We start from the raw sequence: 6,000 nt of genomic DNA, 5'->3' as shown, positions 1-6,000 counted from the left end.
CGCGAACCTCAGGCGAAAACTTGTTGCTCGTTCTGTTCGTCATGACACCATCCTCTCAAGAGTTGATGCCTCCGGCAAACATGGAGCGGTTCAGTGATCCTACAAGGCCCTGGCTTGCTCAAGCCTCGTCATTTCCCGGTCATCGCGGCGCAGATTGACGATCTTGTAGCTGATATTCATCTCTTTGGAGATCTGCTGACACCGGATGAAATAAAACTCGTCGCGGGTTTGGAAGACACCGCCAAAGGGATTCGGTCCGGTCAAATTATTCCTCCGCTGACTGTGCCAAAAGGCATTCACCCTCTGAGGTTGGCATTGATGCACGCCAACAGGTTAAAAGATGTGTTTCCACCACATCCCGATCTGCGCCGCTTCAGACGACAATCAGACCATTTGCAACTCCCACTATTCGAAAACTGGCGTCCTTACGTGGCACAAAAACCACCCTTAGCAGCGCCTAACCCTGGGCTGGGACCAGAAGCGCCGGATTTCACGCTTGTTCGTGATCTGGCGAATACAAACGTAACGAAAACATAAGTCTCGCCAGCCCCTATTTGACACAACAGTTTTGCAAACTTCGTTGGCCCGGGCAGTTCTCGGCCCACTCCCCCCCCCCCTCAAACCTCCTCCCGCAAAAACCGCCCGATCCCCGTCACCGCTTCCGACAGTGAGGACCGTATGATCCGCGCCTGTTCCGGAAAGGCCGTGAGCAGCCTTGAGGGGAAGGCGCGGTCGAGCAGGACGAAGACGCCGCGGTCGTCGGCGCGGCGGATCAGGCGGCCGAAGGCCTGGCGCAGGCGCAGGCGCACGATCGCGTCGTCGTAATCCTTCGGCGCGCCGTGGCTCAGATGGGTGCGGCGCGTGCGGTGGAGAATGTCCGGGCGCGGCCAGGGGGTGCGCTCGAACACCACCAGCCGCAGGGAATTGCCGGGGATGTCCACGCCGTCGCGCATCGCATCGGTGCCGAGCAGGCAGGAATGTTCCTCGGCGCGGAAGATATCCACTAACGTCGCGTTATCCATCGCGTCGACATGCTGGGCGTAGAGCGGGATGTTTTTCTCCTCGAGCGGGGCTGCGATTTTCGCGTGCACGGCGCGCAGGCGCGAGATCGCGGTGAACAGCCCGAGCCCGCCGCCGCCGGCCGCCTCGAACAAGGCCTTGTAGGCGCCGGCGAGCTGGCCGAGATCCTGGGTGTTGACGTCCGAGACCAGCACGACGCGGGTGCGTTCGCCATAATCGAAGGGGCTGTCGAAGGCCGCGCGGATGGCAGGTGCGGCGAGATGCGCGGCGCCGGTGCGGGCCTCGGCATTTTCCCAGGCCTCTTCCATATCCGTGCCGTCGCGCAAGGTGGCGGAGGTGATCAGCAGCCCATGCGCCGGGGCGGCGATGGATTGGGTGAAGGCCTCCGTCGGGTCCAGAAGATGCGAGAGCAAAGCGATGTCCTTGTCCGTGCCGGCCTCGCGGTCCAGACGCAGGAATTCGATGCGCGCCGGGCGCTCGCCGGGGGCGGGCTCGGCCTCCATGCCGTCCAGGATGCGGCCCCAGCCGGAGAGCGGGTCGATGGCGCGGCGTTTCAGGCTGCGGGCGGTGCTCTCCAGCCGCTGGCGCATCGCCTCTTCGAGGTCCGGCTCGGTCTCCAGCCGTTCCAGCATGCGCGCGCGCAAGGCCACCAGGGGCGCGCGCAGCAGGGCCATCGCCTGGGAGAGTTTGCGGGCGGCGGGCAGCGCGTCCTCATTCAGCGGGTGCAGATCGGTCTCGAAGCCGAAGGGGGCGTTGAGGTCGGCCTCGGTGGCGCGGGCGCGGGACTGGGCGCGCAAGGCGCGCAGCAGGGCTTCGGCCGGATTGTCATCGGCGGCGAGTTCCGGGTCGAGGCGCACGGAGAACATCGGCGCGGGCAGGCATTTGGCCAGATGCACGGCCTGCAGGATGGCTTTGTGGGTGGGCTCGTCCACCGCCGCCATGTCCTCCAGCCGTTTGGCGAGGCCGCGGGCGCGTGAGCGCGTGCCCTCCGCTCCCAGCAGCCAGCGGCGCAGCTCCGCCATCGCGGTGCCGGAGAGCTCGATGGCAAAGGCGCTGTCGGCGGCATCGAAAATATGGTGGCCTTCGTCGAACACGTAGCGTGTCGGCACGCTGTCATCATCCAGCCCGCCCCAGACGGATTGCGCCATCACCAGCGCATGGTTGGCGATGACCAGATCCGCCTGGCGGGCATTGCGGATGACGCGCTCGATGACGCAGCTGGAGAAATGCGGGCAGGCGGCATGGATGCATTCGCCGCGCCGGTCCGCGATGGAGGCCAGCAGCCCCTGGCCGTAAAGCTCGGCGAACCAGCCGGGCAGGTCGCCGCCGAAGAGATCGCCATCGGCACTCGCGGCGGCCCAGCGGGCGATGAGCCCGAGCGGGATGGCGCGGGTTTCGGCGTTCATCGCGTCTTCGAAATTCAGCAGGCAGAGATAATTCTCCCGGCCCTTGCGCAGCACGACATTGCTGCCGGCGGGCAGGCGTTGGGCTTCCTGCTCGATCTGGCGTTGCAGATGCCGGGTATAGGTGGAGACCCAGACCGCGCCCTTGTTGCGCGTGGCCCAGAGCGAGGCGGGAGCGAGATAGCCCATGGTCTTGCCGGTGCCGGTGCCGGCCTCGGCGAGCACCACTTGCGGGCTGCCCTCGACCTCCCTTGGCGCAAAGGCGGCGGTGGCGGCGGAGCAGAAATCCGCCTGGGCGGGGCGTTGTTCAGCCTCGGGGCCGAGCAGGGAGGCCAGGCGCGCGCGGGCTTCGACCGGGGTGATGGGAAAGCTCGACGGCGGCGGGCGCGGCGCGACTTCCTCCCATTTCGGCAGGCGTTTCCAGAGGCGCATGGCCATGCCGTCCGGCTTGGCGTCGGGCTGGCCGAGGGCGTTCAGGACATAGGGCGCCCAGAGCCAGCCGGCGGCGCCCATGCGGGCGGCAAGGCCAGGGGCGTCGCGGTTGGCCGGGGTGTCCTTGCCCGCGGCCAGACGGGTGAGCAGCAGTTCGGCCATTTCCGGCAGCGCCTGGGCGGCGGAGTCGAGCGAGGTCGGCACAGGGATTTCCAGCGCCCGCGCCAGCCCGGCCGGGGTGGGGGCGAGGCTTTGCGCCGGGTGCACGAAGGCGAACAGCTCCAGCAGGTCCAGCAGCTGAATCGCCGGGTTGCCGAGGCGCCGGAGGGTGGCCGGCACATGGATGGCGAGCGGGATGGAGGCGCCGACCTGGCGCGCCACCGTGCCAGGCTTGATGGTCGAAATCACCCCGTCCGCATCCAGCAGGACGGCGCGGCCATGGCCGGCGGCCAAAGCGGGCAGGGCGGGGAGGGGCGGCATCATCCCGGTTATAGGTGGCTGTTCACGGTTTGTCTTGGGGTTTGTCGAGCAAAGCGGCGAGGCGGGCGAGATCTTTCGCCTCCAGCGGGTTGTAGATGACCAGGGTCAGATCCGGCCGGCCATCGACCGCGAAGGCGGAATATTCGAAGGCGAGCGGGCCCAGCAGCGGGTGCTTGATATGCTTCACCGCCTCGCCAGGGGCGCCGTGGAGGTCGTGCTCCTGCCACATGCGGGCGAAATCCGGGCTTTTGCGGGCAAGCTCCTCGACCAGCGGGGCGATTTCGGCGGCGGCGCCGCTGCGGGCGGTATCCACCCGGAAGGCGCCGAGCACGAAGCGGGCGACGGTTTCCCAATCATGCTGGGCGGCGCGGGCGCGGGGCTCCAGGAACATATGGCGCAAGATGTTGCGGTTCTCCGGCGGCAGCGAATCGTAATCGGCCAGCAGCACGCAGGCGGCGCGGTTCCAGGCGGCGACATCCCAGATCGCGGTGCGGATGACGGCCGGGGTGGGGGAGAGTGCGTCCAGCACACGTTGCAGGCGCGGGGTGACGGGGCCGGTGCGATATTTCACCTCCGGCGGGCGGCCGAGGCCAAGCAGGAAGAGATGCTCGCGCTCGATATCGGTGAGCATCAAGGCGCGGGCGATGCGCTCCAGCACATCCGCCGAGGGGGCGCCGCCGCGGCCTTGTTCCAGCCAGGTGTACCAGGCCGGGCTGATATTGGCGCGCTGGGCCACCTCCTCGCGGCGCAGGCCGGGGGTGCGCCGGCGCGCGGCGGGCACGCCCAAAGCCGCCGGGTCCAGCCGGGCGCGGCGGTCTTTCAGATAGGTGCCGAGGACGTTGGCGGGGGCGAGGCTAGGAGACATTATAATAGGATAAACTCACGTCTTTTCTACCATAGCGCGCTGGCCAAATCTTCCGCCAGAGGCAAAATGGAAGGATTTGAGCATGCGTGTTTTTGTAACGGGTGCCACGGGGTTTATCGGCTCCGCTTTGGTGAAAGAGTTGATTCTGGCCGGGCATGAGGTGACCGGGCTGTATCGTGACGAGGCCAAGCGCGCCGCGCTGGAAGCGACCGGCGCCACCGCCCTGCACGGCGATATGAAGGATTACAAATTGCTGACCAGGGCGGCGGCTGAGTCTGATGGCGTGGCGCATCTGGCCTTCAACCATGATTTCTCCACCTTCATGGCGAATTGCGAGGATGACCGGCATGTCGTCGCAGCCCTTGGGGCGGGGCTGGCGGGGAGCAAAAAGCCGCTGATCGTCACCTCCGGCACCGGCATTGCCCGCAATGAGGCGGGGGCGGTGGCGACGGAAGACGCGCGGCCGGATGCCAGCGTGCCGCGCGCGGCTTCCGAAGAGGCGGCGCGGGCGCTGGCGGACCAGGGCGGGGCGGGGGCGATCATGCGGCTGCCGCAGGTACATGATCCGCGCCGGCAGGGGCTGGTGAGCTATTATATTCAGCTGGCGTTGCAGCATGGCTATCTGGCGCTCATCGGCGAGGGGACGAATCGCTGGCCGGCGGCGGCGCGGGCGGATGTGGCGCGGCTCTACCGGCTGGCGCTGGAGGCGGCGCGGCCGGGGGCGGTGTATCATGCCGTGGCCGAGGAAGGGGTGGCGATGCGCGACATCGCGCGGGTGCTGAGCGCGCAGCTGAAGCTGCCGGTGAAGTCGATCACCCCGGACGAGGCGCAGGGCTATTTCGGCTGGCTGGCGATGTTTGCCGGGCATGACATGCCGGCTTCCAGCGCCTGGACCCGGGAGACGCTGGGCTGGAGTCCGACCGGACCGACCATGCTGGAGGATCTGGCCAGGCTGGAGCTGGAAACGGTGTAAAAGTTTTTGAGGGTGTGGGAACTTTTTTCAAAAAGGTCCCATGAACGGTTGGGGCTGTGGCAACGCCAGTGCCAACACCCCGAACGTTTTCGCCGCTTTTTTGTAAAAAAGCGGCACCAAAAAACTTTTGCTCTATAGATCCTTGCGCAGATAGACGCGGTTCAGCCCGTCCGGCGGCGGGGCGGTGTCCGCCATCAGCTTGTTGATGTCGATCGCCGGCATCCCGGCCAGCAAGGCGGCCTGCAGCCCCTGGGCGCTATCCTCGAACACCAAGCAGGAATCGGGCGCCAGCCCCAGGCGCCGTGCGGCTTCCAGGAACAGATCCGGCGCCGGCTTGGCGTTGGCGACATCCTCGATGGTGACGATTTCGTTGAATAATGGCCGCAGCCCGGTGGCCTCCAGCGTGGTCTGCACGATCTCGGCGGGGCCGGAGGAGGCGACGGCCAGCTGCAGCCGCCCGGCCTGGGCGCGGGCGATGTTGGCGACGGCCTGGATCTCCCGCAGGCTGTGGAGGTTGTCCATCACATGTGCGCGGGTCAGCCTTGCGACGTCTTCGCGCGGCAGGGTGGTGCCGAAATGCCGCTCCACATCGTCCAGCAGCAGGTCCTCGGAGAGGCCGGCGCGGGGGCGGAACCATTCCAGCTCCAGCCGGGCCCCGAATTCCGCCAAGGCCGCCATCCAGGCCGCGGCGTAAAGGGGCGGGGTGTCCACCAGCGTGCCGTCGCAATCGAAAATCAGGCCCTGGATGTGCGCAGGAATATCCATGCGGCGATACTGGATTGGGGCAGGGTTGTTGCCAAGTGGCCATAATAGAAACGTTGCTTGCC

Annotated in this window: 5 protein-coding genes; 2 read left to right on the top strand and 3 right to left on the bottom strand. The window is 66.8% G+C overall.

The window, feature by feature from the left end:
* Nucleotides 1–93: 93 nt before the first annotated feature.
* Nucleotides 94–537: a hypothetical protein gene (locus tag T331_RS19530; protein WP_244876955.1), complete on the top strand. Its 444-nt coding sequence runs from the start codon at nt 94–96 to the stop codon at nt 535–537.
* An 80-nt stretch (nt 538–617) separates the two neighbouring features.
* Here T331_RS19530 and T331_RS0112360 read toward each other — a convergent pair whose 3' ends face one another.
* Complete coding sequence (locus tag T331_RS0112360; protein ID WP_026440239.1) at nt 618–3,338, bottom strand: ATP-dependent DNA helicase; 2,721 nt, start codon at nt 3,336–3,338, stop codon at nt 618–620.
* A gap of 19 nt (nt 3,339–3,357) precedes the next feature.
* A complete protein-coding gene (locus tag T331_RS0112355; RefSeq protein ID WP_026440238.1) occupies nt 3,358–4,200 on the bottom strand; it encodes a helix-turn-helix transcriptional regulator in 843 nt (280 codons plus the stop codon).
* 82 nt (nt 4,201–4,282) lie between these two features.
* Here T331_RS0112355 and T331_RS0112350 point away from each other — a divergent pair, with 82 nt between their 5' ends.
* Nucleotides 4,283–5,173, top strand: a complete 891-nt coding sequence (locus tag T331_RS0112350) for an SDR family oxidoreductase (protein WP_026440237.1) — start codon at nt 4,283–4,285, stop codon at nt 5,171–5,173.
* A gap of 132 nt (nt 5,174–5,305) precedes the next feature.
* Here the strand turns inward: T331_RS0112350 and T331_RS0112345 are convergent, their stop codons facing one another.
* Nucleotides 5,306–5,938 (bottom strand): HAD family hydrolase, encoded by a 633-nt coding sequence (locus T331_RS0112345; RefSeq protein WP_026440236.1) that lies wholly within the window; start codon nt 5,936–5,938, stop codon nt 5,306–5,308.
* Nucleotides 5,939–6,000: the final 62 nt, after the last annotated feature.

Source organism: Acidocella facilis ATCC 35904 (genome assembly GCF_000687875.1).
GTDB lineage: Bacteria > Pseudomonadota > Alphaproteobacteria > Acetobacterales > Acetobacteraceae > Acidocella > Acidocella facilis.
This window is presented reverse-complemented; position numbering and strand designations above follow the sequence as displayed.